Raw genomic sequence first — 22,248 nt, 5'->3', positions numbered from 1 at the left:
TTATGGCGCCGGCGCGTATCCGCCTCAGGCGAAAATTCGCACGGCCCGGCCGGAGTTTACGGCCTGTCTTTGATCGATCGCAACCGCGTTGCACTCCTTGATCCAGCGCAATGGGAGGCGCGTGCTTGTATGAGTATATCGCCCGGCAAGTTGCGTTGGAGGCGCTCATGACCGCACCCGGCAAGCCGACAAGAAATGCGCCCGTGACAGAAGCCGTCGCCGACGTCGTCCGAGAGTGGGAAGAGATTGCAGGAAGTCCGAGCGAGCTCGAAGCTTTCGGCCTGGCCATGGCCAACATGGTCAAGGACCTCGGACTGTCGCCAGCCGAAGTTCGCGCGCTCGCGACCAAGGGGACCAGCGCCAAGGAGTTACCTTGCCTACTCGAAGCGCTGCGCATCAGCATCCGCGCGCTCGCCGAAAAGGAGCCGATGCTACTCAACGATCTGCGGCGCACCTGCGCCGTGTGTGAGCACAAGCAGGAGTGCGACGCCGATATCGCGGCCGGTACGCTGATCCCAGGCTATCAGCGCTACTGCTTGAACGTCGATACGCTGGACGCTCTCAGCCACGACGCCAACTTCGTGGCGGAGTCGTGATTCCTTCCGATCTGCGCGGCGCTACTTGCCGCGATTTCTCAGCGGCGAAACGCGGACGCGTCTCGCCGAGTACCAAAGCACCATTCGTTTGATCTGCGTCAACAATCGTTGACATCGCACATGTCATCGTTTCTTGACAATCATGGGAGAAAGTCAGTGCGCATCCTTCTCATTCACCCGAATTATCATTCCGGTGGCGCGGAGATCGCCGGCCACTGGCCGCCGGCATGGGCCCCCTATCTGGCGGGCGCGCTGAAGGCAAACGGCTTCACCGACATCAAATTCGTCGATGCGATGACCGAAGAGATCTCCAATGAGGGTCTCGCCAAGATCATCTCCGACTATCAGCCCGACCTGGTCGGCGCCACATCGATCACCCCCTCGATCTACGCGGCCGAAGAAGCACTGAAGGTCGCCAAGCAGATCAACCCGAAGATCGTCACCATGCTGGGTGGCGTGCACGCGACCTTCATGTATCAGCAGGTGCTGAGCGAAGCGCCGTGGGTCGACGTGATCGTCCGCGGTGAAGGCGAAGAGATCGTCGTCGAGCTGGCGCGCGCCGTTGCCTCGGGCAACTGGCCGGCGAACCGCTCCGAGATCAAGGGCCTCGCCTACACCGAAGGCTCCAATGGCGAGAGCCAGATCGTCGCCACCGCAGCGGCTCCGACGGTCAAGGACCTCGATGCCATCAAGCCCGACTGGGGCGTGCTCAACTGGAATCTGTATCGCTACATTCCGATGAACACCCGCGTGGCGATCCCGAACATGGCGCGCGGCTGTCCGTTCACCTGCTCGTTCTGCTCGCAGTGGAAATTCTGGCGCGACTACCGCGTCCGCGACCCGAAGAAGGTGGTCGACGAGATCCAGGAGCTGGTCGAGAAGTACGACGTCGGCTTCTTCATCCTTGCCGACGAAGAGCCGACCATCAACCGCAAGAAGTTCATCCAGTTCTGCGAAGAACTGATCGCGCGCGGCCTGAACAAGAAGGTGCAGTGGGGCATCAACACCCGCGTTACCGACATCCTGCGCGACGAGCAGCTGCTGAAGTTCTACAACGAAGCCGGCCTGATGCACGTGTCGCTCGGCACCGAAGCGGCGGCTCAGCTCAAGCTCGACCTGTTCAACAAGGAGACCAAGATCTCCGACAACAAGAAGGCGATCCGCCTGCTCCGCGAAGCCGGCATCGTCGTCGAAGCCCAGTTCATCGTCGGTCTCGACTCCGAGACCCCGGAGACGCTGGAAGAAACCTACCGCATGGCGATGGACTGGAAGCCGGACCTCGCCAACTGGTCGATGTACACCCCGTGGCCGTTCACTCCGCTGTTCAAGGAGCTGTCCGACAAGGTCGAGGTGTTCGACTTCGCCAAGTACAACTTCGTCACGCCGATCGTGAAGCCGGCGGCGATGGAGCGCGGTGAACTTCTCGACCGGGTGATGAACAACTATCGCCGGTTCTACATGTACAAGGCGTTCTTCTCGTATCCCTGGTCGGGAACGGGACGCCGGCGCCGCTACCTGCTGGGCTGTCTGAAGGCGTTCCTCAAGGCCGGCTTCGAGCGCAAGTTCTACGACCTCGGCCGCGTCGGCTATTGGGGTCCGCAGTCGAAGAAGAAGGTCGACTTCCAGTTCGACACCACCCGCAAGATCTCGCACGCGCAGATGGCGGACTGGGAAGCCAACGCCGACCGCTCCCGCAAGGCGGCGGCCTCGCAGATGGCCATCGTCTCGGCCTGCGGCGGCGGCACCGAGCAGATGGAGGAGAGCGAAGCCGATGCCAAGGCAGCGCTCGCCAAGACCGTAACCAGCCGCATGGCGGATACCACCCATGACGCAGGTTCGGCCACTCGCCACTGACGTGGAGACGCATTCAGCGGTGTCCGAAATCGGCCCCAATGCCGTCATCCAACTGATCCACGCGCTCGACGCGGCCGGCCTCCAGCCGGCCGCGAAGGAGATCTTCTCCGAGGCGGCGGCGAGCGACTGGCTCGCCGCACCGCCGTCGGCGATGGTCGATGAACGCCCCGTAGCAGCAATCCATCAGGCGGTGCGCCGCGTGCTGCCGCAGCAGCAGGCCGCGGAGGTTCTCGCCGACGCGGGATTGCGCACCGGCGACTACATTCTGGCCAACCGGATTCCGAAGCTCGCGCAGGCGGTGCTGAAGATCATGCCGGCCTCGATCGCAGCCAAGATGCTGACCAAGGCGATCACCGCGCACGCCTGGACCTTTGCGGGTTCCGGCAAATTCTCCGCGCACGCCGGCAAGACCGTGACGTTCGAGATCGCCGCCAATCCGTTGTGCGCTGGCGAACACGCCGATCACAATGTCTGCGTCTGGCACGCCTCCGTATTTCAACGGCTATTCCAGTCGCTGGTGTCGCCCTATACACGAGTGACCGAGACGGCGTGCGGAGCACATGGCGACAATTGCTGTCGCTTCGTGGCGGATTGGACCTCGATCCCCGACGCCGCCAACATTTACGCCAGCAGGCGATCAGAGCCGATCGCAGGCCAATCAGAAACCCTTTCCGCGCGTTGATCCGCGGGCGATCAGAGAGATCACGACGATGTCGTCTGCCCTCGACAAATACGCCAAGAGCTCGGTGCCGCGCTACACCAGCTATCCCACCGCGCCGCATTTCGCGAAGGACTTCCCGGAGTCGATCTATCGCGGCTGGCTCGCCCAGCTCGATACCGACGAGCCGGTCTCGCTGTATCTGCACGTGCCGTTCTGCAAGCAGATGTGCTGGTACTGCGGTTGCAACATGAAGCTTGCGGCGAAGTACGACCCGGTCGCCGACTACGTCGAACACCTGATCGACGAAATCGATCTGGTCGCCGACGCCCTGCCCGGCACAATGCCGGTGCGCCATCTGCATTTTGGCGGCGGCACGCCGACGGTGATCGATCCGCAGGATCTCGGCGCGCTGATGACGCTGCTGCGCGAGCGCTTCGAATTCCTGCCCGACGCTGAGATCGCGATCGAGAGCGATCCCCGTACGCTGACCGAAGACATGGCCGCCAAAATCGGCGAGCTTGGCTTCACCCGCGCCAGCTTCGGCGTGCAGGAATTCGACCCGAAGGTGCAGGAAGCGATCAACCGCGTCCAGCCGCCCGAAATGGTCGCGCGCGCGATGCAGCTGTTCAAATCGGCCGGCGTCAATCGCATCAATTTCGACCTGATCTACGGCCTGCCCTATCAGACCGCCGAAGACCTGCGCCGCACCGTCGAACAATGCGTCGAGATGAAGCCCGACCGTGTCGCGCTGTTCGGCTACGCCCACGTGCCGTGGGTCGCCAAGAACCAGCGGATGATTCCGGACGAGTCGCTGCCGAAGCCGGAGCTGCGCGCGACCCAGGCGGACACCGCTGCGGAAGCGCTGGTCAAGGGTGGCTACGTCCGCATCGGCATCGACCACTTCGCTCTGCCGGGCGACTCGCTGGCGGTCGCCGCTAAGACCGGCGAGCTGCACCGCAACTTCCAGGGCTACACTGCCGATGCGGCGCAGACCCTGATCGGGCTCGGCGCCACCTCGATCGGTCGCACCCCGAGCGGCTACGTGCAGAACATCAGCGAGACCGGCGCCTGGGCGCGCGCGGTCGAAGCCGGCAAGATTCCGGTGGCGCGTGGTCATGCCCTGACCCAGCAGGACAATCTGCGCGCCCACGTGATCGAACGCATCATGTGCGACGGCAAGGTCGATCTGGCCGCCGCCGGCAAGGCGTTCGGCTGTGCCGATGACTGGTACGCGCCGGAGCAGGAGTCGCTCGCCGAACTGCAGCGCGACGGCGCCGTGGTGTGCAATGGCAGCAAGGTGACGCTGACGCCGGAAGGCGTCCGGCTATCGCGCGTGGTGGCGTCGGTGTTCGACACCTACCTGCGCAACTCGTCGGTCCGGCACTCGATCGCGGTCTGACCGACCTTACAGTTTTACCAAATACGAAAACGCGCGCTTCGGCGCGCGTTTGTCGTTTTGATGCAGCTCAATTGCAATTTCGCAGTTGGGTGGATTATTACCGCCGACGGTAATTCTAGCAGTCATCAGTATCCTTACGGAGCTGCATCTTTAACGGAAAATACCACATCTAGCAGCCTAATCGCCGCGTGGTTCTTCCCGTGCGGGTCGGCAACGTCGCAGCCCTCCACGATCGAACCAATCGAGGTACGTGCAATGGCCCACAAACTCAAAGTCACCGACGACATGGTTGCCAAGGCCGCCGCCGCATTCCGCGCCGCCAACGGCAACGAATTGTTCTGCCTCCGTGCCGCGTTGGAAGCCGCACTCGCCAACGAAACATTCTCGGTCGGCGACGAAGTCACGACCCAGGGCGGCGCCACCGGCATCATCCTGTCGATCAACGGTGACGAAGCGCAGATCTCGTGGTCGTGCCGGGGCAAGACCACCACCAAGCTCTCGGAGCTCGAACATATCGAGCACGCCGAGTCGGTGCTGGCGGATAACCGCGCCGCCTAATCCCTCCTGACTGCCTCGCGCCGGCTCCCTGCCGACGCCAAGCTCGCCGGCCGGCGTCTGTTACGCCGGCGGCTGGATCGTTGATCCACGTCAACCTCCCGACAGGCTGGTTTGATCCAATGCGGATCAAATGCACAAAACAATCGGGAGGACATCATGCAAATCCAGCAGATCCATCACGTCGCCTATCGCTGCAAGGACGCCAAGGAAACCGTCGCGTTCTACGGGCGGGTGATGGGAATGGAGCTGATCGGCGCGATCGCCGAGGACAAGGTGCCGTCGACCAAGGCGCCCGATCCCTACATGCACATCTTCCTCGATGCCGGCGCCGGCAACATCCTGGCGTTCTTCGAGCTGCCGAACTCGCCGCCGATGGGCCGCGACCCCAATACGCCGGACTGGGTGCAGCACATCGCGTTTCAGGTCGACGACGTCGATGCGCTGCTAGCAGCGAAGCAGCGCGCCGAAGCCGAAGGGCTCGAGGTCGTCGGTCCGACCGATCACACCATCTTCAAGTCGATCTACTTTCGCGATCCGAGCGGCCATCGGCTCGAAGTTGCCGCCTGGACCGCGACGCCAGAGCAGCTCTCCCAGATGAAGAACGTCGCCCATGCGATGGTCGACGAATGGGCGGTGACCAAGAAGCCGCCGCGCCACACCGCGTGGCTTCACCAGAAAGAATTCGCCGACGCCGAATAGCACCAGCACGACTCGGGAGTTGCAAGATGGGCAAGCTGGTGCTCGCGGCCAAGGTCAGTCACGTCCCCTCACTGATGCTGTCGGAGGCCTCCGACAGTCCGCTGCGGCAGGCGCGCGCGGACGCCGTCGCGGCGCTTCGCGAACTCGGCCGTCGCGCAAGGGAACGCGAAGTCACAACCTTCGTGGTGTTCGACACGCATTGGCTGTCGAACTTCGGCTATCACATCAACGCCAATGTGCAGCACCGCGGCTCGTTCACCAGCCACGAGGCGCCGCACATGATCCAGGACCTGCGCTACGACCTGCCGGGCGATCCGGCGTTGGCGCAGGCGATCGCCGTCGAGGCACAGAGCCGCGGACTGAAAGTCCTGGCGCATCAGGTGCCGACGCTCGGGCTCGAATACGGCACCATCGTGCCGATGCACTATCTCAATCCCGACGGCTGGGCGAAGGTCGTCTCGATCGCTTCGCCATTGTTCACCTCGATCGAGGAGAGCCGCGCGCTCGGTGAAGCCACCCGCCGCGCAATCGATGCCTCCGACGAATGCGTTGCGATCCTTGCTTCGGGCTCGCTGTCGCACCGGCTATGGCCGAACAAGGATCTCGGCCCCGATGCCTGGACCACCATCGCCAGTGAGTTCAACCGTCAGGTCGACCTGCGGGTGCTGCAGCTCTGGCAGGAGCGGCGTTACCGAGAATTCACCGCGATGCTCCCGGACTACGCGATCAAATGTAACGGCGAAGGCGGCATGGCCGATACCGTGATGCTGTTCGCGGCGCTCGGGTGGGACGATTACACCGGCGAAGCCGAGCCATTATGCGATTATTTCCCCTCCAGCGGCTCCGGCCAGGTCAATGTCGAATTTCATGTGAGTTAATTTGCACGTGTATTCAGCCCTCAGCACCGCCCCGGCGCCTTGACAAACCGCCTCGTCCCCGGCGGAATCCGGAATGATACGCCGCTACCCAAGCCGCGGGACAGGCATGACCGGAGTAAGTCATCTCGGAGTGCTTCAGCTCGCGATCCTGATCGGGATCGCGGCACCGGCGACGCGTGCCCAGGCGCAGTGGTGGCCGAACAAAGAGCCGGTCGATTACGAGGACTGCATCGCCAAGGGCGAGACCAAGGCGGCGACCCAGGACACCAAGGCGGCGCTGCAAACTCAGTGCGACGCCAAGTTCGCCGGCCGGCGCAAACCCGGCGGCGGCTACACCTATTTCGACTTCATGCAGAACCGCAGCTTCGATATTGCCGGCCCGAATCCGACGGCCGCCGAGCTACGGAAGATCGACGAGGAGTACACCGCGTTCCTCGACGAGCGCCGGCGGCAGATGATCGTGGCAGCGTTCACCGCCAAACAACAGCAGCTCGCCGCCCTGCAGCAACAGGCGACCACCACCGAGCCGCCGCCGCCACTGCCGAAGCCCCGCGTTGTTGCCGACAAGCCCCGTGCCGCCGCCGACAAGCCCCGTGTCGCGGCCGATAAGTCCCGTCCACGCGCTGAGAAGAAGCGGGCCGATCGGAAACGCGGGGCGGAGACGCAGCGCTACGCCTGCGGCAGCAATGATCCGGTGTCCTGCGGTCTGACCCAGCTCTCGGCCGGCTTCAGCGCAGTGAAGACTTCTCTGTTCGGGACATCGACGACGACCGCCGCGCAGCGTCGCTGAGCGCAGACGACGCCGACGCGCTCCGGCGATTTAGCGGCCGGAGCGCTGGATCACGTCCATCAGTTCCGCGATCTTCTGGCGCTGATCGGCTTTGTCACCGCTGGCGATCGCGTGCTCGACGCAATGCGCGACGTGATCTTTCAGCACTTCCTCCTCCACCCGCCGCAACGCGGCGCGGACCGCTGAGATCTGGGTGACGATGTCGATGCAGTAGCGCCCCTCCTCCACCATCTTGGAGATGCCGCGCACCTGCCCTTCGATCCGCCCCAACCGTTTTTGACACGACGCCTTGATGTCTTTGTGCATGCCGGATATATACCCCTACACGGTATGGGTTACAAGCGCCAGGGTGACGCAATGCGCGACGCGGAACATGCGGGGCAAGACGCCTCTGTCAAGAACACGGGCTGCTGCGGTTCTGCAGGGGCGCATGCGCCGGCCACCTCGTCCTGCTGCGGAGGAACAGCGAGTGCTTCGGCGCCCGCCGCGACAACGGCGACCGATCCGGTCTGCGGCATGACGGTCGACACCGCGACCGCACAGCATCGCTTCGAACACGACGGCCAGACCTACTATTTCTGCTGCGGCGGCTGCCGCGACACCTTCGCGGCCGATCCGGCCGGCGTGCTGGCAAAGGCCGCCCAGCCCTTCACCCTGCCGCCGAAGGCTGCTCCCAAGCTGCATCAACTGACGGAGCTGCCGGCGAAGTCCTCATGCTGCGGCGGTGGCGACCACGCGCATCATCACGCGGCGCCTGAAGCGAAAGCAATCGATCCGGTCTGCGGCATGACCGTCGACGTCGCGACCAGCAAGCACAGCTTCAAACACGACGGCACCACCTATCACTTCTGCTGCGGGGGCTGCCGGACGAAGTTCGCGGCCGATCCGCAGCGCTATCTGGCCAAGGCGGCCAGTTCGTCCTGTTGCGGCGGTGCGCACGACCCCGCCGACCATCATCACGGCGCCCCCGCTGACGACGGCAAGGTGATCGACCCGGTCTGCGGCATGAAGGTCGATCCCGCCACCAGCAAGCATCACTTTGCCTATAAGGGCACGACCTATCACTTCTGCCGCGAAGCCTGCCAAACCAAGTTCGCCGCCGACCCGGTGTCGTATCTGGACAAGAGCAAGGCCAAGCCGGCCGCCGATGTGCCGGAAGGCACCATCTACACCTGCCCGATGGATCCCCAGATCCGCCAGGTCGGCCCGGGCACCTGCCCGATCTGCGGCATGGCGCTGGAGCCGGAGCTGGTGTCGCTCGATGACGCGCCGAACCCCGAACTCGTCGACATGACACGCCGGTTCTGGATCGGCCTTGTGCTGGCGTTGCCGGCTGTTGTGCTCGAGATGGGCGGTCATCTCGTCGGCGGCCACGGCCTGATCGATCCGGCGCTGTCGAACTGGATTCAGCTCGTCTCGGCGACGCCTGTCGTGCTGTGGGCCGGCTGGCCGTTCTTCGTGCGCGGCTGGCAGTCGGTGGTGACGCGCAACCTCAACATGTTCACGCTGGTAGCGATGGGCACCGGGGTGGCGTACATCTACAGTCTGGTTGCGACCGTCGCGCCGCAACTGTTCCCGCCCGCGTTCCGCGGCCATGGTGGCACCGTGCCGGTGTACTTCGAAGCCGCGGCGGTGATCACCGTGCTGGTGCTGCTCGGCCAAGTGCTCGAACTGCGCGCCCGCGAGGCCACCTCCGGCGCCATCAAGGCGCTGCTCGGCCTGGCGCCGAAGACCGCCCGCAAGATCGAGGCCGATGGCAGCGAGCACGAGGTCGAGATCGATAGTCTCAGCGTCGACGACAGGCTGCGTGTGCGTCCCGGCGAAAAGGTGCCGGTCGACGGCACCATTATCGAAGGCCGCGGCACGCTGGATGAGTCGCTGGTCACCGGCGAGTCGATGCCGGTAAGCCGTGAGACCGGCGGCAAAGTGGTAGCCGGCACGCTGAGCCAATCCGGCGGGTTCGTGATGCGCGCCGATCAGGTCGGCCGCGACACCATGCTGTCGCGCATCGTGCAGATGGTGGCGCAGGCGCAGCGCTCGCGCGCCCCGATCCAGCGCGTCGCCGATCTGGTGGCCGGCTGGTTCGTGCCGGCGGTGCTGCTCGCCGCCATCGTCGCCTTTGCGGCCTGGGCGTCGTTCGGTCCGGAACCGCGCCTGACCTTTGCGCTGGTCGCCGCCGTCAGCGTGCTGATCATCGCCTGCCCGTGCGCGCTCGGCCTCGCTACCCCAATGTCGATCATGGTCGGCGTCGGCCGCGGCGCCCAGGCCGGTGTGCTGATCCGCAACGCCGAGGCGCTGGAACGGATGGAGAAAGTCGACACCCTGGTGATCGACAAGACCGGCACGCTCACCGAAGGCCGACCAAGCGTGGTGGCGATCGTGACCGCGGACGGAACGGATGAAACCGAATTGCTGCGACTTGCCGCCAGCGTCGAACGCGCCAGTGAGCATCCGCTCGCCGACGCCATCGTCCGCGCCGCCAAGCAGCGCAACCTCGATCTCGCCGACGTCACCGGTTTCGACGCCCCCACCGGCAAGGGGGCGACCGGCACGGTCGCAGGCCGGACGGTGGTGATCGGTAACCCGGCGTATCTCGCCTCGCTCGGTATCGACACAGCTTCGCTGGCGGCCAAGACCGAGCAGCTGCGCGGCGAAGGCGACACCGTGGTGCATGTCGCGATCGACGGCCGTCTCGCCGGCCTGTTCGCCATTGCCGACGCCGTGAAGCCCTCGACGCCTGAAGCCCTGAAGGCGCTCGCCGCCGACGACATCAAGGTGATCATGCTGACCGGCGACAACCGCGTCACCGCAAACGCGGTCGCCCGCAAGCTCGGGATCGCCGACGTCGAAGCCGAGGTCCTGCCGGATCAGAAGAGCGCGGTTGTCGAGAAGCTGCGGCAGCAGGGCCGCGTGGTGGCGATGGCCGGCGACGGCGTCAACGACGCTCCTGCGCTGGCTGCCGCCGACGTCGGCATCGCGATGGGAACCGGGACCGACGTGGCGATGGAAAGCGCCGGCGTCACGCTGCTCAAGGGCGATCTCGGCGGCATCGTTCGCGCCCGCAAACTATCGCAAGCGACGATGCGCAACATCCGGCAGAATCTGTTCTTTGCCTTCGTGTACAACTCGGCCGGCATTCCGATCGCGGCCGGCATTCTGTACCCGAGCTTCGGCCTGCTGCTGTCGCCGATTATCGCCGCTGCCGCGATGTCGCTGTCGTCGGTCAGCGTGATCGGCAACGCGCTCCGCCTGCGCCGCACCGCGTTGTAACAGCAGCGCGGTTGCGACTGGTAGCCGCGTGCGTCCAGTTGATCTAACGCAAGGATTGGCGATCGATTGGACGTATTTTGCGGTCGCGAAGGTTTGCCGCAAATCGCTGCGTATTTGCGGATAGCGACATCGAGGTCGGCCATGTCACGAATCATTGAATTGCTGAACGACGAGCACCGCAACATCGCGCGCTTGCTCGACGTGCTCGAACAAGAGCTCAGCGTCTTCGATCGCCGCGAGCGACCCGACTACGAAATCTTCCAGGCGATTATTCAGTACTTCAAGGAGTACCCGGAAGCCTGTCACCACCCGAAGGAAGACGTCGTCTATCGCATCCTGAAGGAGCGTAATCCGGCGGTTGCCGGCACGGTCGGGGACATCGAGAAAGAGCATGAGCTGGAAGTCGACCGCCTCGCAAATTTCGCCAAGGTGGTGGACGATGTGCTCGCCGATCAGGAATTGCCGCGCCAGACCTTCCACGCTGCGGCGCGCGACTTCATCGAGCACCAGCGCCGCCACATGCTGAAGGAAGAACAGCTGCTGTTCCCGGCCGCGCTGGAAACGCTGACTCCGGAAGATTGGGCGAAGATCGACGCGCGCATCGACGATCGCAAGGATCCGATGTTCGACGGCGAGACCGCGAGCAAATTCCAGAACCTGTATGCGACCATCCTGCGCTGGGAGCAGGAAACCGCAGCCGACCGCAGCAAGACGGCGGCAGTGCGCGCCTGATCGGCGCCTCGGTCCGCGTCACCCGCGGACCTATCTGTGTGGGCGGCCTCTGAGCCGCCCGTGACGTTAGTCATCCTCGCCGGCGTAATCGGCCCAGCAATCCGAGGTTTCGTACACCCGCACGCCGCAAAGCTGCGGCAGCTCCGGCTTGGTGCGGCGCCAGATCCAGATCGCGATGTTCTCGGCGGTCGGATTTTCCAGCCCCTCGACCTCGTTGAGACAGTAATGGTCGAGCCGCTTCAACAGCGGCCCGAACGCGGCCTCGATCTCGAAAAAGTCCAGCACAAAACCGGTCACCGGATTGATCGGCCCGCTGAGCTGCAGTTCGACCCGATAGGAATGCCCATGCATCCGCTTGCAGCGGTGGGTTTCCGGCACGTTGGGCAAATAATGGGCGGCTTCGAAGCGGAACGCTTGGGTGATCTTCATCGGTCTTGGGGGTTGGGGCGGCGGGGTGCCGGCCGGAACGTCGGCGGGACCCTATAAGAGCGGCAGCCGCATTTGAAGCCGGCTATGCCCCCAAAACTGCGGCCGGGCAAGTCCGCCAGCCGCAGGGCCGCTCTGCCTCGGACTGCCGCTCTGGCCGCCGATGCCGTTGGCGGCCGGCGGAGGCGCCCCGGCGGGGCGCCTCCGTGGCAGTTACTTCTTGGCCTTCTTGGCTTTCTTCGCCGTCTTGGCCTTCTTCACGGTCTTCTTGGTCGCCTTCTTCGTCGCTTTCTTGGCGGCCTTCTTCGTCGCCTTCTTCGTGACCTTCTTGGCGGCCTTCTTCACCGTCTTGGCCTTCTTGGCCTTGGCGACGGTCTTCGCCTTCTTGGCTTTCTTCGCCATCTCGTCCTCTCGAGCTGATGGATACTAACGCCACGCGAGACGGGACCGGGCTCGCCGATCTTGCAACCGCCTCCGTTTTGATCGGAACAGATTCGCTGCCGCTTCTATCGGCTGACGAAGATATTTCGCGTTGTTATCCACAATTGTTCGCTTATTTCGCGCAATTCGCATCGTTAATGGCGAGTGAACAGCCGCTGTCACGCAATGGTGCGGCGCCGTTCACCGTTTCAAAACCAACTCGTATTTTTGCGAAGCATGATCAGATTCCGTTAAACGCTCGCGGCGCACCCTCCGCTCAACTTTGGGAGTAGTCATGGGCAGGCGACAGATAACAATCGGAGGTTGGGTGGCCTCCATCGAGTGGAGGCACGCATGTTGAGCATGCCGACGCTCTGGATCGTCTTCCTGATCAATTTCGTTTCGCTGGGCCTGGTGTGGGTCCACGTCACTCGCAACTATCCGAACTTCACGCCCGCCCGTTACATGACGGCAGCCTGCTTCGTGCTCGCGACGGGTGCGGTCGTCGGCATGCTCCGCCTCGTGATCAATGTCGAACTCTCGCTGATCGGCGGCGGCACACTGGTGGTCTTCGCCTGCTGTTTGTCCGCGATGGGCATGTACGAGTTCTACGGCCGCCGCGTGCCGTGGACGATGGCGTTCATCGTCACCGGTGGAGTCGCGGCTGGGCTGAGCTTCTTCATCTTTGTCGTCGACTCGATGGCGATGCGGATCGTGGTGTACTCGATGGCACAGCTGATCCCGACCGCCATGACGCTGCCGCTGGTGATGTCCAAGGTCGGGCGGCGCAACCCGGGCGCACGGATGGCGGGCGTGATCGCCAGCCTGATCGTAACGGTCTATGTGGTGCGCTCGATCGCGGCGATGATGGGCGTCGGCGGCGAACTCTCGCTGGTTCACTTCAACGACTTCCAGGCCGGACTGGTGCTGGCGCTGGTGTTTCTGTCGATGACATGGAATTTCGCCTTCCTGCTGATGGCGATCGACCGGCTGCGCTCGGAAGTTGAAAATCTGGCACTGCTCGACGACCTCACCGGCGTCTCCAACCGCCGGCATCTGCTGCAGCGGATGTCGGAGCAGTGCACGATCTCGATGAGCACCGGCGAGCCGTTCGCCGTGCTGGCGATCGACCTCGACGGCTTCAAGGCGATCAACGACGGTCATGGCCACGCGGCCGGCGACGAATGCCTGCGTCGGTTCTCGCGGGCCGCGCAGTCGCGGCTGCGCCCCGGCGATCTGCTGGCCCGTGCCGGCGGCGACGAGTTCTGCGTGGTGATGCCGGGGACGACGCTGCGCGAAGGCGCGATGATCGCCCGCTACATCCTGGACGAGAGCCGCGCCGTGTCGGAGCGCGGCGAGGCTGGGATCAAGATCGCCGCATCGATCGGCGTCGCGCAGTGGACCTCGCAGATCGGCCTACATCCCGAACGGCTGATCGCGGCGGCGGATGTCGCCTTGTACAATGCCAAGAAGCTCGGCAAGGATCGCTACGCAGTGTACGAGCCTGCGCCGGAGCCACCGCCCGAGACCCATCTCCCCCCAGCTGAGACGCTCCGCAAAATCGCCTGATGTTGCGCCGCCCTGGCGCTTTGTTGGTTCTAAGCGAGCAGCGTCGTGTGGATGGTGGATAGTCCGATCGCGATCGTGAGGACACCGACCGCGCCCTGGAGCAGGCGGTTAGCGGTCGTCAGCGAGCGCGCCGAGATCACCACCGGCACCGCGATCACGGCCGATAGTGCTCCCATCCCGACCATCGAGCCCAGCCCGAACAGCGCGACGTAAAGCAGCCCCTGTGCCGGGCTCGGCGCCTGCGACACCGCCAGCACCAACAGCGCCGCCGAGCCGGCCATGCCGTGCATCAGCCCGACCAGCAGCGTCCGCCAGCGAAAGCCGTGCTCATGCCGATGCGCAGTGGGCGCGTCATGGCTGAGCCGATCGGCGTGGCTGTGCAGATGGAGGTGCCGGACACCATCGCCGTGCTGATGGACATGGACGTGGACCCGGTCGCGCCACAGCCGCCACAGCAGATGCCCGCCGAGCGCCACCAGCATGAAGCCGACCGCGCCTTCCAGCGGCTCGGCGATCTGCTCCGGGATCGATTGGCCGATCACCAGCGCGATGCCTGCGAACAGGAACAGCGTCAGCGTGTGGCCGAGGCCCCAGGTCAATCCGTGCTTGACGATATCGCCGACGCCGCTGCGCCGCGCTGCGATCGTCGACACCGCGGCGATGTGATCGACCTCGAGGGCATGCTGCATCCCGAGCAGAAACCCCAACCCCAGTATCGCGAACATCGGCCCCTGGTCGTCGCGCCGCCGGTAAATTGCGGTGGCGGCAGAATGGTGTAAGTTTCTTAATCACAACACGGCCGCAGAGCCGGAACAAGGGAGAAACGAATGATCGCCAGATCGATCGCGGCGGCGATGATGACGGCTGCGCTGCTGTCATCGTCCATCGCCCGCGCGCAAGTCTCCGACGACGTCGTCAAGCTTGGCGTCCTCACCGACATGAACGGCCCTGCCTCGACCCCGACCGGCCAGGGCTCCGTCACCGCCGCGCAAATGGCGGTGGACGATTTCGGCGGCACCGTGCTCGGCAAGCCGATCCAGGTGATCGTCGGCGACCATCAGCTCAAGCCCGATATCGGCGCCACGCTGGCGCGGCGCTGGTACGACGTCGAGCAGGTCGACCTGATCCTCGACGTGCCGGTCTCCGCGGTCGGCCTTGCGGTGCAGAACATCGCCAATGAGAAGAAGCGGCTGTTCATCACCCAATCGACCGGCGCGGCGGACTTCCACGGCAAGTTCTGCAGCCCCTACACGATGCAATGGGTGTTCGACACGCACGCCCTCGCGGTCGGCACCGCGCAGGAGGTGGTGAAACGCGGCGGCGACACCTGGTTCTTCATCACTGACGACTACGCCTTCGGCCAATCGCTGGAGAAAGACGCTGCCGCGATGGTCACCAAAACCGGCGGCAAGGTGCTCGGCTCGGTGCGGCCGCCGTTTGCGACCTCCGACGTGTCGTCGTTCGTGCTGCAGGCGCAGGCCTCGAAAGCCAAGATCATCGGCATTGCGGCCGGCCCGCCCAACAACGTCAACGAGATCAAGACCGGCGGCGAGTTCGGCATCTTCAAGGGCGGCCAGCAGATGGCGGCGCTGCTGGCGCTGATCACCGACGTGCATTCGCTGGGCCTGCCCACCGCGCAGGGACTGCTGCTGACGACGTCGTTCTATTGGGACATGGACGACAAGACCCGCGAATGGTCGAAGCGCTATTTCGCCAAGATGAACCGGATGCCGACGATGTGGCAGGCCGGCGTGTATTCGGCGACCATGCATTACCTGCAGGCGATCAAGGACGCCGGGACTGACGATCCCTTGAAGGTCGCGGCCAAGATGCGGGAGAAGCCGGTCAACGACTTCTTTGCCCGCGGCGGCAAGCTGCGCGAGGATGGGCTGATGGTCCACGACCTGATGCTGGTGCAGGTGAAGACCCCGGAGGAGTCGAAATATCCGTGGGACTATTACAAGATCCTGGCTCACATCCCCGGCGAAGCTGCGTTCGGCCCGCCCGATCCTGCCTGCCCGCTGGCGAAGAAGTAGCGGGCACTGACTTCGAAGGTAGCGAGAGTCTCGATGCCTCTCTCCGTCATTGCGAGCGCAGCGAAGCAATCCAGCCCAGTGCTTGGAGGTGGATTGCGTCGTCGCTTCGCTCCTCGCAATGACGGCCTCGGGCGGCTATGATCTGAAATGCGGTGCCCGCCGCCTGCATTGCCGCGTCTAAAATGATCTCGAAGGAAAGCCCCATGGACTATCGTTCGCTCGGCCGTAGCGGCCTGAAGGTTTCGCCGCTGTGCCTCGGCACGATGATGTTCGGCGGCGCCACTGACGAACCGACCTCGGCGCGGATCATTGACAAGGCGCGCGACGCCGGGATCAATTTCATCGACACTGCCGACGTCTATTCGACCGGCGGCTCCGAGCAGGTGGTCGGCCGCGCGATCGCGGCGCATCGGGAGCACTGGATCCTCGCCACCAAGGTCGCCAATCCGATGGGCGACGACCCGAATCGCGCCGGGCTGTCGCGCCGCCGCGTGCTGCAGGCCGCCGACGACAGCTTGAAGCGCCTCGGCACCGACTGGATCGACATCTATTATCTGCACCGCGAAGACCACGCGACGCCGCTCGATGAAACGGTGCGGGCGATCGGCGACCTGATCCGCGCCGGCAAGATCCGCTACTTCGGCGTGTCGAATTATCGCGCCTGGCGCGTCGCCGAGATCTGCAACATCTGCGACCGGCTCGGCATCGACCGCCCCGTGGTCAGCCAGCCGTATTACAACGCCATGAACCGGATGCCGGAGGTCGAGCACATCCCGGCCTGTGGCTTCTATGGCCTCGGGGTCGTCCCCTACTCGCCGCTGGCGCGCGGCGTCCTGACTGGCAAATACGCGCCCGACGCGCAGCCGGACAAAGACAGCCGCGCCGGCCGCGCCGACAAGCGAATGCTGCAGACCGAGTGGCGCCCCGAGTCGCTGAAGCTGGCGCAGCAGATCCGCGCCCATGCCGAAGCCAAGGGCGCCACCGCCACCCAGTTTGCGGTCGGCTGGGTGCTGAACAACGCGCTGGTGACCTCGGTGATCGCCGGCCCACGCACCGAACAGCAATGGGACGACTATGTCCGGGCGCTCGACTACCGCTTCACTGCAGAGGACGAGGCGCTGATCGACAGCCTGGTGGCGAGCGGCCATCCCTCCACGCCCGGCTACAACGACCCGGCCTACCCGATCGAGGGCCGCCGGATACGCCACGCCGGCTGACCGCCGGCCGCGCTTCGGGCCAAAGTTGCGGCCGATCAAGCCGAGACGCCGAGGCGGACCGTAATCTCGGCTTCGCCGTGCGGCCGCGATCGTTGTTGCCTGTGTGCCGCGCCAGAAGCCGGGAGACCGCCCTATGACCAGCCCCCATTTCCACGCCGTGATCTGGATCGACCATCGCGAAGCGCGGGTGTTTCACTTCAACCCGTCCGACGCCGACAAGCTCGTGGTGCACGCCGACAATCCGAACCGGCACGTCCACCATCACCGCGCGGTCGGCTCCGGCCATGAGCCGGTCGACGAGCATTTCCTCCAAGCTGCGATGGAGGCAATCGCCGACGCCGGCATCGTGTTGATCGTCGGCCCGGCGCAGACCAAGCACGCGCTGGAAAAGTACATCGCCGACCACAACCCGGCCCTGAAAGCCAAGATCGCCGCGGTCGAAACCGTCGATCATCCCAGCGACGGCCAGATCGTCGCCCACGCCCGCAAGTATTTCAAAGCCGAAGACCGGACCACGCCGCAGGCGCGGTGAGTGAAATTTCGCAAAGCGAGGCAGGTTGGCGATCCCCACAGGTCGACCGCCAACCTGTGCTTGATTCTCAGCGCTGCACGGCACCGCCGAATCTGCGTTGCGCATCCTTCGGCGTGATCGCCGACAGATCGCAGTGCTCGGGATTGTCGGCGAGAGGCGCTGTGATCAGCCGCGCGCCACCGAGGTCCGCAGCCCTCACCTGGCAATACGCGTTAAACGTTGCCGGCAAATGTGCCAGCACCTCCCTCAAGGTCCCGTCCTTCTTGCACTGGACACTGGCGCCGGTCATGCGCCCGCTCTGATCGACCTCTTCGCGCGAGAAGTCGCAGGTTCGCGGTAGATCGCCGTTCACGCCGCGGACGACAATTCCCGTCTTGACCGGCGTCTGGGCCGCGGCGGCAGTCGCGATGACGGCCATGGTCGCTGCCAGCAACGCAATGCGGATCTTGTTCATGGTGTCTCTCCATCTCGGTTCATGCTCGACGCGCGGGACCGGTGGCAGCGTGAGGCTCGCGCGTCCTGAACCTCATGCTGCACCCTCCGCGGATCAGGCGGTCTTGAGATCACCGCCGGTCGCGTCATCGCGCAGGATCTTGCGATAGTGTTCGAGGTCGACCAGGCGCGCCTGCGCTGCGGCCTGGCGGGCGTCGGCGATCTGCTTGAGCTGCACAGCGGCCTTTTGCAGGTACGCTGCAAGCTGATCGCCGGTGATGTAATTGCCGCTGAGCTCGTTGAGCTTCTTGCGGCCGCCGGCAAAGCTCGCATTGAACGTCTCGGACACCAGCCATGCCGCGTGCCACTCACCGCTCTGGCAGATGAAGAATTCATCCGTCGAACGCACGAGAAGCTCGAGACGATTCTTGCCGATCGTCGAGCTTGCGGCGACCTTGTCGATTAACTCTAGGCGACTGTTCGCTTCCTCGCCGACCTGCTCCATGAAGTCGGCGAACGATTTGAAGAAGAACGCGATCTCTTCGATGATCTCCTTGGTCCGCTTCAGAGCGCTGATGCTGATATTGAGCGACTTGACGGCGAGCTGGATGGTTTCCTCCTGGGTGCGCTTGCCCTTCAGCAGTGCATTGATCTTGACCAGCTTGGCGGCCTGTTCTCGCCGCTCCTTTTCGTAGGCTTCTGCCTTGTCCAGCATCCGCATCTGGGCCTCGCGCAGCCCCGCCGCCTGATCCTTTTGCTCCTGCGACAACTCTCCGAGGCCCGACGCGAGCGCGCTCAGTGACGCCTGCAGACCGGACAGCGCGCCCAGCAGCGTCTGGTATTTCTTTTCGTCCGAGGCCAGCTCGGTCTTGGCCGTCGTCAGCCGCTCTTTCAGAGCTTTGACCTCCTGCCCATCGCCCGGTTGGGTGACAGTCTCTTTCGCCGGATCGGTCTCGGCGGGCTTCCCGTCGGCTTCCTGCGCCTTCTGCAGATCCTTGCGCAGCCCCTCGACCTTTTCTTTGCTTTCCGCGGTCTTCTTCTCGGCGAGGTCGAGCTCTTTCTTCTTCTCCGAGATCTCCGTCTTGGTCTTGATCACTTCAGCGGTGGCATCGGGCTTGGCAGGCTCGCTCGGCTTCGGCGCGGCGGCTCCCAGTGCGGCGCCGGCGATGAGCGACGTGCCGCCGGTCGCCGCGGCGCCGGCAATCATCGCGATCGGCGGAATCGCAGCCGACAGAACCTGAGCACCGATCTTGACGATCTGCATGATGAAGGCGCGCTGTTCGGCCGTGTTGGCGCGGCTCTCGTAGTCGCGCGCCTTGGCCTCGAACTTCCGCGCCTCCTCCTGAAGGTCCTTGACCAGCGAATCCACTTGATCGCGATCGGCCTGGGCTTCGGCAATCTCCTTCTGGATCACTTGTTGGTCCTTGAGTCGGCTGCCGAGCGCCTTCTCACTGTCCTGCGATGCAGCCGCAGTGTCGGCGATGATCTGGTCGTACGTGGCGGCGACCGCCAGCAGCTTCACTTTGATCGCTGTGGCCTTCGCCTTGATGTCATTCGCCAACTCCCGCAGGTCTTTCTCGGCAAATGCTTTGATCGAATCGGCCGCCCCGGCTTCCTTGGCGTCGAGCCAATCGGGGAACGCTGCATTCAAGAGACTGACGACGTTGTCGGCTGTACGCATCGCGTCGCCCATCGTCCTCTCGCTATCGCCCTGCGCGACGATCAGCTTGTCCATGATCCCGGAGATCTTGACGCGGATGGCGCCTTCCTCCTGTGGGGTCGTGTTGTAGGCGATGTAGAGAAGGTCGATCGCGTTGTCGGTATCAACTCTGGCGCGGCTGACGTCGTAGGTCCCCTCGATCTTGTCGACATAGTCTTTGACGAGCGGACTGTTTCGGTCCGGGAGTGAGAGCGGCGTGACGGCGCGCATCTTTTTGACTTTCGATTCGATCGCACCGGCGATGCGAGCGGCACGACTTTCAAAGGCGACCGGATCTGGCATTTCAATCTCCTGACGAGGCGGGTGAATCGATCGTGAGGCAGCACTAGAAGCAGGCGGTGAGCTGGTACTGGGCGAGCGCCGCTTTCGAGCTCGCGAGCAGCGAGTTGGCGCCTTGCAGCGCCGTGACGGCGCGCTTCGCCAAATCACGAACTCTCCGCGCGGTCCTGCCGCGGCCGTCCGCGGTGTCGACGGTTTTGGCTTCGTTCAAGGCATCGGCGAATTCGTCCAGCAGCTTTTTGTTGTCGAGGATGCTCGGCCTCAGAGCTGCGAGTGCTTTGTCGAGCGCGCTGATGGAGGCTTCGGCGGCCTTGATCTCCTTATTGGCCGTCGCCGCGGCAACATCGCCGGCGGCAAATGCAGCTTCGCTTTCGCGGTAGCGCGAAGCTGCCGCATCTCTGGCGGCGGCGGCATCCGCCAGTCGCCGCGACTCCTCCGCGACCAATTTTTCGGTCTCAGGAATCGCACCGATCAACTCAGCGGTCTTCAAGGCCGGGACGCATAGGAAGCCGAGGAAACCGAATTCGGCGGAGCATTTGCGCAGGGCCGCCTGTTTCGCCTCCTCAATCTGTTGAAGCTGGTGAAGCCGGCTTCTCGCTTCACCAAAACGCTGGTTTGCTTGATCGAATTCCGCCTTGTAGCTGTCGTACTCGGCCCTCTGGCGGATCAGCATCGCCTCAACCTCATTCTTGCGCCGGACGAGTTCACCAAGGCGGAGTTGGTCCTGATCGCGTTTGATGACCAGTTGCTGAGCCTGCTGATCCAGGCAGCCCAGTCGCTTGGTCGCATCGGTCTGAGCCTCGCGCGCTTGGGCAAGCTTGGATTCGAAATCTGCGATCTGCTCCGCAGTCAGGGATTCATCGGCCGCCCGCACCGGCACCTGTGAAAACCCAAATGCGATTGCCAGCGCCACGAAGCAGGTCAGTACCGCAGCCCCACGGCGAATACGCGCCCCAACGGTACGGCCTCGCAAACGGTCGGATGACATCAGTTTCAGTGCTGGCTCAGTCATAGGGCGGGATCCTTGTTCTGACGTGCAACGGCAGAGCCGCGCCGAGCGCGATCCGACGATGCCGTTGACACTGAAAGGGTGTGTGAGCGCGGCGGCCGAGGCGGCAGAGCCTTGGACGGCGAGCGCAGCTCCCCCGGGGGGGGCTCGATATGTCCTCTTGAGAAACACAACTTATAGTTGTACTTCTTTCAGACCTCTCGCCCTGATGGGAGTGCAAATATTCAGTCCGAACGCGAAGCTCAGCAAAAGACACCCCGGTTGCCAACGGCGGCGCGTCTCTACGCGCGGCTGCTCCGTACGCCGCAGCTGGATTTGGCTATCGCGGGCTTGCACGCGCAGGAGATGTCGCGTGCGACTACCTATGGACTGCGCTGGCGCGTCTTATCCGATGCTGGGGGCTTTGCGGTCGCCCTGCTGATCGCGGCCGATTGCGGATCGGCCAGAGCCGGGGCGATCGCCGACGCTGCACAGACGCTCGGGCTCGCCAGCCATTGCCGCGTTCATGCGACGATCCAAACCTTGATCCATCTGGGCGGCGTGACCGCCTGTGGAGATCCGCGCGACGGCAGGACACGATTGCTCGCGCCTAACAGTTGGCTCCTGGATTTCCTCGACGACTGGCTTCGCGGACTGCTCAATGCGCTGTTCGAATGCACCTCGATCACCGCCAATCACGACGCCGCACGAGCAGCGCTGGGCGAGGCTGTTCGCGCAGCTCCGGCAACCTTCCTCCGCCTGGGCCCGCTGGATTGGTTGGTCCATGCCGTCGGCGGCGAAGCCTGGTTGCTCAGTGTCTTGACGGAGGCTCGAGAGCACGCCTCCTGTGGGATCGTTTCGACACCGTCACTCAAATTGTTGGCGCGACAGACCCGCATCTCACGCGCGCACTATGCGACCCTCCGGTCAAAAGCAGAACTTCGAGGCCTCCTCCTGCGCAGTCCCGCCACATCCGAGTTGCGTCTCGTCGGACCGTTCTATCTGCAAAGCCGGATGTATTTTGCACGGCGGCTTGCGCTGATCGGCGCGGTCGTTTCGTGAACTAACGAGCGGTGCAAAGCTCCACCGCCCACATAGCACGAGCAATTGCTGAGAACTTGACCGGCCGTTATCACGATCGGCCGGTTGATCAACGGTGATCGTCCGACGCGGCTGGGACGCCAGCGCCAGC

The 22,248-nt window shown here is 64.1% G+C and carries 24 protein-coding genes; 16 read left to right on the top strand and 8 right to left on the bottom strand.

Features of this window, described 5'->3' with window-relative positions:
- The first annotated feature begins 167 nt into the window (after window positions 1-167).
- The 8 genes from LRC39_RS08365 to LRC39_RS08330 all read left to right on the top strand — a co-directional run bounded on the left by LRC39_RS08365 (window position 168) and on the right by LRC39_RS08330 (window position 7,435).
- Window positions 168-596, top strand: a complete 429-nt coding sequence (locus LRC39_RS08365) for a hypothetical protein (protein WP_164572331.1) — start codon at window positions 168-170, stop codon at window positions 594-596.
- A gap of 156 nt (window positions 597-752) precedes the next feature.
- Entirely contained in the window at window positions 753-2,450 is a 1,698-nt protein-coding gene (gene bchE / locus LRC39_RS08360) for a magnesium-protoporphyrin IX monomethyl ester anaerobic oxidative cyclase (RefSeq protein WP_107343654.1), read from the top strand.
- The gene (gene bchJ, locus LRC39_RS08355) at window positions 2,422-3,132 is read left to right on the top strand and encodes a bacteriochlorophyll 4-vinyl reductase (RefSeq protein WP_264076039.1); all 711 of its coding nucleotides are present in this window, start codon (window positions 2,422-2,424) and stop codon (window positions 3,130-3,132) included. Before bchE ends, bchJ begins: the two co-directional genes overlap by 29 nt.
- Before the next feature lie 28 nt (window positions 3,133-3,160).
- Window positions 3,161-4,510 (top strand): oxygen-independent coproporphyrinogen III oxidase, encoded by a 1,350-nt coding sequence (gene hemN / locus LRC39_RS08350; RefSeq protein ID WP_264076038.1) that lies wholly within the window; start codon window positions 3,161-3,163, stop codon window positions 4,508-4,510.
- A gap of 255 nt (window positions 4,511-4,765) precedes the next feature.
- Window positions 4,766-5,068, top strand: coding sequence for a preprotein translocase subunit YajC (locus LRC39_RS08345; protein ID WP_107354848.1), 303 nt, complete (start codon window positions 4,766-4,768; stop codon window positions 5,066-5,068).
- A 156-nt stretch (window positions 5,069-5,224) separates the two neighbouring features.
- Window positions 5,225-5,767 (top strand): VOC family protein, encoded by a 543-nt coding sequence (locus LRC39_RS08340; protein WP_346296927.1) that lies wholly within the window; start codon window positions 5,225-5,227, stop codon window positions 5,765-5,767.
- Window positions 5,768-5,793: 26 nt separating this feature from the next.
- Window positions 5,794-6,645: a 3,4-dihydroxyphenylacetate 2,3-dioxygenase gene (gene hpaD, locus LRC39_RS08335; protein ID WP_346296926.1), complete on the top strand. Its 852-nt coding sequence runs from the start codon at window positions 5,794-5,796 to the stop codon at window positions 6,643-6,645.
- A gap of 106 nt (window positions 6,646-6,751) precedes the next feature.
- Window positions 6,752-7,435: a hypothetical protein gene (locus tag LRC39_RS08330; RefSeq protein WP_346296925.1), complete on the top strand. Its 684-nt coding sequence runs from the start codon at window positions 6,752-6,754 to the stop codon at window positions 7,433-7,435.
- Window positions 7,436-7,465: 30 nt separating this feature from the next.
- Here the strand turns inward: LRC39_RS08330 and LRC39_RS08325 are convergent, their stop codons facing one another.
- Window positions 7,466-7,741: a metal-sensitive transcriptional regulator gene (locus tag LRC39_RS08325; protein ID WP_011157220.1), complete on the bottom strand. Its 276-nt coding sequence runs from the start codon at window positions 7,739-7,741 to the stop codon at window positions 7,466-7,468.
- A 51-nt stretch (window positions 7,742-7,792) separates the two neighbouring features.
- On the opposite strand from LRC39_RS08325, the gene LRC39_RS08320 reads away from it, so the two are divergent.
- A complete protein-coding gene (locus tag LRC39_RS08320) occupies window positions 7,793-10,705 on the top strand; it encodes a heavy metal translocating P-type ATPase (protein ID WP_346296924.1) in 2,913 nt (970 codons plus the stop codon).
- A 141-nt stretch (window positions 10,706-10,846) separates the two neighbouring features.
- Window positions 10,847-11,437, top strand: coding sequence for a hemerythrin domain-containing protein (locus LRC39_RS08315; protein ID WP_264054857.1), 591 nt, complete (start codon window positions 10,847-10,849; stop codon window positions 11,435-11,437).
- A gap of 66 nt (window positions 11,438-11,503) precedes the next feature.
- On the opposite strand, the gene queD is transcribed toward LRC39_RS08315, so the two are convergent.
- Together queD and LRC39_RS08305 are read right to left on the bottom strand one after the other, a co-directional pair.
- A complete protein-coding gene (queD, locus tag LRC39_RS08310; RefSeq protein ID WP_011157217.1) occupies window positions 11,504-11,866 on the bottom strand; it encodes a 6-carboxytetrahydropterin synthase QueD in 363 nt (120 codons plus the stop codon).
- A 210-nt stretch (window positions 11,867-12,076) separates the two neighbouring features.
- Complete coding sequence (locus LRC39_RS08305; protein ID WP_107343646.1) at window positions 12,077-12,265, bottom strand: histone; 189 nt, start codon at window positions 12,263-12,265, stop codon at window positions 12,077-12,079.
- A gap of 17 nt (window positions 12,266-12,282) precedes the next feature.
- Here LRC39_RS08305 and LRC39_RS08300 point away from each other — a divergent pair, with 17 nt between their 5' ends.
- Together LRC39_RS08300 and LRC39_RS08295 are read left to right on the top strand one after the other, a co-directional pair.
- Window positions 12,283-12,576, top strand: a complete 294-nt coding sequence (locus LRC39_RS08300) for a hypothetical protein (protein ID WP_264054855.1) — start codon at window positions 12,283-12,285, stop codon at window positions 12,574-12,576.
- 61 nt (window positions 12,577-12,637) lie between these two features.
- On the top strand, window positions 12,638-13,852 hold the full coding sequence (locus tag LRC39_RS08295) for a GGDEF domain-containing protein (RefSeq protein ID WP_346296923.1): 1,215 nt from the start codon (window positions 12,638-12,640) through the stop codon (window positions 13,850-13,852).
- A 29-nt stretch (window positions 13,853-13,881) separates the two neighbouring features.
- Here LRC39_RS08295 and LRC39_RS08290 read toward each other — a convergent pair whose 3' ends face one another.
- Window positions 13,882-14,577, bottom strand: a complete 696-nt coding sequence (locus LRC39_RS08290; protein WP_346296922.1) for a sulfite exporter TauE/SafE family protein — start codon at window positions 14,575-14,577, stop codon at window positions 13,882-13,884.
- 102 nt (window positions 14,578-14,679) lie between these two features.
- On the opposite strand from LRC39_RS08290, the gene LRC39_RS08285 reads away from it, so the two are divergent.
- A complete protein-coding gene (locus tag LRC39_RS08285) occupies window positions 14,680-15,888 on the top strand; it encodes an ABC transporter substrate-binding protein (protein ID WP_346296921.1) in 1,209 nt (402 codons plus the stop codon).
- Window positions 15,889-15,934: 46 nt separating this feature from the next.
- On the opposite strand, the gene LRC39_RS08280 is transcribed toward LRC39_RS08285, so the two are convergent.
- On the bottom strand, window positions 15,935-16,093 hold the full coding sequence (locus LRC39_RS08280) for a hypothetical protein (protein ID WP_346296920.1): 159 nt from the start codon (window positions 16,091-16,093) through the stop codon (window positions 15,935-15,937).
- On the opposite strand from LRC39_RS08280, the gene LRC39_RS08275 reads away from it, so the two are divergent.
- Both LRC39_RS08275 and LRC39_RS08270 read left to right on the top strand, forming a co-directional pair.
- Window positions 16,092-17,105: an aldo/keto reductase gene (locus tag LRC39_RS08275; protein ID WP_346296919.1), complete on the top strand. Its 1,014-nt coding sequence runs from the start codon at window positions 16,092-16,094 to the stop codon at window positions 17,103-17,105. The genes LRC39_RS08280 and LRC39_RS08275 overlap by 2 nt on opposite strands.
- Before the next feature lie 133 nt (window positions 17,106-17,238).
- Window positions 17,239-17,637 carry a translational machinery protein gene (locus tag LRC39_RS08270; protein ID WP_107354839.1) on the top strand — a complete coding sequence of 133 codons (399 nt, stop codon included), beginning with the start codon at window positions 17,239-17,241 and terminating at the stop codon, window positions 17,635-17,637.
- A 67-nt stretch (window positions 17,638-17,704) separates the two neighbouring features.
- On the opposite strand, the gene LRC39_RS08265 is transcribed toward LRC39_RS08270, so the two are convergent.
- From LRC39_RS08265 to LRC39_RS08255, 3 genes are all read right to left on the bottom strand, one after another.
- Entirely contained in the window at window positions 17,705-18,091 is a 387-nt protein-coding gene (locus LRC39_RS08265) for a protein rhiC (protein WP_263991126.1), read from the bottom strand.
- A 93-nt stretch (window positions 18,092-18,184) separates the two neighbouring features.
- Window positions 18,185-20,218, bottom strand: a complete 2,034-nt coding sequence (locus tag LRC39_RS08260; RefSeq protein ID WP_346296918.1) for a tyrosyl-tRNA deacylase — start codon at window positions 20,216-20,218, stop codon at window positions 18,185-18,187.
- The gene (locus LRC39_RS08255) at window positions 20,115-21,080 is read right to left on the bottom strand and encodes a hypothetical protein (protein ID WP_346296917.1); all 966 of its coding nucleotides are present in this window, start codon (window positions 21,078-21,080) and stop codon (window positions 20,115-20,117) included. Before LRC39_RS08255 ends, LRC39_RS08260 begins: the two co-directional genes overlap by 104 nt.
- Window positions 21,081-21,257: 177 nt before the next feature.
- On the opposite strand from LRC39_RS08255, the gene LRC39_RS08250 reads away from it, so the two are divergent.
- A complete protein-coding gene (locus LRC39_RS08250; RefSeq protein WP_346296916.1) occupies window positions 21,258-22,118 on the top strand; it encodes a hypothetical protein in 861 nt (286 codons plus the stop codon).
- The last annotated feature ends 130 nt before the right edge of the window (window positions 22,119-22,248 follow it).

The organism is Rhodopseudomonas sp. P1 (genome assembly GCF_039642825.1).
In the GTDB taxonomy this organism is placed as follows: Bacteria; Pseudomonadota; Alphaproteobacteria; order Rhizobiales; family Xanthobacteraceae; genus Rhodopseudomonas; species Rhodopseudomonas palustris_H.
Note: the sequence above shows the minus strand (reverse complement) of the source record. Positions and strands in the feature narration are given on the sequence as shown.